Source organism: Rhodococcus sp. NPDC076796 (genome assembly GCF_040702765.1).
In the GTDB taxonomy this organism is placed as follows: domain Bacteria; phylum Actinomycetota; class Actinomycetes; order Mycobacteriales; family Mycobacteriaceae; genus Rhodococcoides.
This window is the reverse complement of record NZ_JBFBMS010000023.1, coordinates 6,451-8,433: the sequence shown is the minus strand read 5'-3', so window position 1 is coordinate 8,433 and position 1,983 is coordinate 6,451. Positions and strand designations below refer to the sequence as shown.

The following is a 1,983-nucleotide window of genomic DNA, read 5'->3' as shown; positions in this document are numbered from 1 at the left end:
GGCGGTCTGCTCGTGCCCGAGATGCGATAGCGGTCCCAGAAATCAGGGTCGCCCACGACGCACTCGGCGCGTCCCTCTGGTGTCGCAAAGACGGCAACCGTGCGCCTTCCCGAGAGGGCGGCGTGGAGCGCATCATTCTTGTCGATCCTTCCGTACCAGGTGTATAAGCCGTTGAGGGGCTGGAAATAGCCTTTGATCTTCACCCCGACAGCAATCTCCTTGCCACGGCACACCAAGGTGCCCTCGCCGGAGTAGTCGAGATCGTGGTCGTCAGACACGCAAGGCTCACTTTCTTCACATCAAACATTGACAAAAGAACGCATTGGCGCAGACACTATCAGTATCTGGTACCCGGAGTACGGGTATGAAGTCGAGACTCAGCTCGGCCCGGAACGCAACGGAGGTGTCACATGACCGTTCAAAATGTGGAGACCAAGCCCGACGTCTCAACGGAAGGCGCTGCGCGTGTCAGCGCCCGCAAGCCCGTCGACATGCAGAGATCTGCCGGCCGACTGCTGCGGGCGGCGGCCGAAAAATTCTATGACGCGGAGATCGACATCGATTGGGACTCACCCTGGGAGGAAGGAAAGTACTACCTGCCAGAGCATCGGGTCTCGCTCTACGGCACCAAGCTGTGGGAGAGAATGAGCGACGAGCAAAAGGCGGAACTCGGGCGCCACGAAATCGTCAGCATCCTCAGCTTCGGTATCTACGCGGAGAATCTGCTCAGCTCGGCGCTGCTCCGAACATCCGCCAAAGGCGCCCTGACAGATCAAAGGTCCCTCTACGCCCTTAACGAGATCGGCGACGAGGCACGTCACTCGACGATGTTCGCCCGACTGATCAACAAGACGGGCCTGGCACCGTACAAGTTGCCGAAGGGGTTCTTGAGCATCGCGAAGATCTTGCACTTTGTGCCTCTCGGCCCGTCCGTGTCCGGCGCGACTCTGCTCATCGAGGAGATCCTCGACCGCGCTCAGCGCGAGGCGATGAATGACCCGAAAATGCAGCCGCAGCTGCGCCAGCTCATGAAGATCCACGTTCTCGAAGAGGCCCGTCACATCACGTTCGCGCGGCTGGAAATGGTGGAAGGGATGCAGCGTCGCGGACGCATCTCGCGCGCCTGGCATAGAGGCACGTTGGCGGCCATTGCGAACTTTGCATACCCGTTGCTCATCAATCCGAAGGTATATCCCGATGTCGGAATCAGCCGTCTGCGCGGCCTGTGGGCGCAGCAGACGAGCCCGAACTATCGCGTCAACTTGCAGTTCATGTCCGAGCCGATGATCCGATTCTTCCACGAGGCCGGAATGATGGAGGGGAAGTTCACGATGGCGATGTGGCGCGCAACGCGCAGCCTGCCCGACGATCTGCGCTAACACGCCCGGCCCGGTCCGCGCGTCCCACAGCCCATTCCTCGACCCCACGACCGGATTCCTCGGTTCGTGGGCTTGGGCGGATGACATTCCCACACCTGCCACGCGTCACGGCGCGCCGTGCGGGTCCGTTTTCTGCATTCGATCAGGAGATTTTCACAATGCCGTCCTCCAACGCCAAGTCCGCCGCCACGGCGACAGACCCGGGAATAACCGAGCCCATCACTACCAAAGTTCTCATCATCGGCAGCGGCTTCTCTGGCCTCGGTATGGCCGTCCAGCTCCGCCGACGCGGGTACAGTGATTTCATCGTTCTAGAAAAGGCCGACTCCGTCGGTGGGACGTGGCGCGACAACACCTATCCGGGATGCGCGTGCGACGTACCGTCACTGATGTACTCCTACTCGTTCGAGAGTCGCGGTAGCTGGTCGAAGGTGTGGTCCTCGCAGCCCGAAATCGAGCAGTACCTGAAAGATATCTCCAACAAGCGTGGTGTCACTCAGAAGATCCACTTCGGGCAGAAGTTGGTCTCCGGATACTGGAGCGAGTCCGAATCTCGGTGGCACCTGCGTACCGAGTCGGGCCGGGAGTACGTCGCGCAGTACAT

General features: G+C 60.5%; 2 protein-coding genes and 1 pseudogene. 2 read left to right on the top strand and 1 reads right to left on the bottom strand.

Translation table 11 applies throughout. The features are described from left to right. Window positions 1-278: DUF4873 domain-containing protein (locus tag AB0366_RS26850; protein ID WP_366246598.1), on the bottom strand; the 278-nt coding region annotated here is incomplete at its 3' end. Window positions 279-410: 132 nt separating this feature from the next. Between AB0366_RS26850 and AB0366_RS26845 the strand changes: the two genes are divergently transcribed. Further along, window positions 411-1,379: a diiron oxygenase gene (locus AB0366_RS26845; protein ID WP_027498243.1), complete on the top strand. Its 969-nt coding sequence runs from the start codon at window positions 411-413 to the stop codon at window positions 1,377-1,379. Window positions 1,380-1,537: 158 nt separating this feature from the next. Then, window positions 1,538-1,983, top strand: a pseudogene (locus AB0366_RS26840) (NAD(P)/FAD-dependent oxidoreductase); the annotation flags it as partial.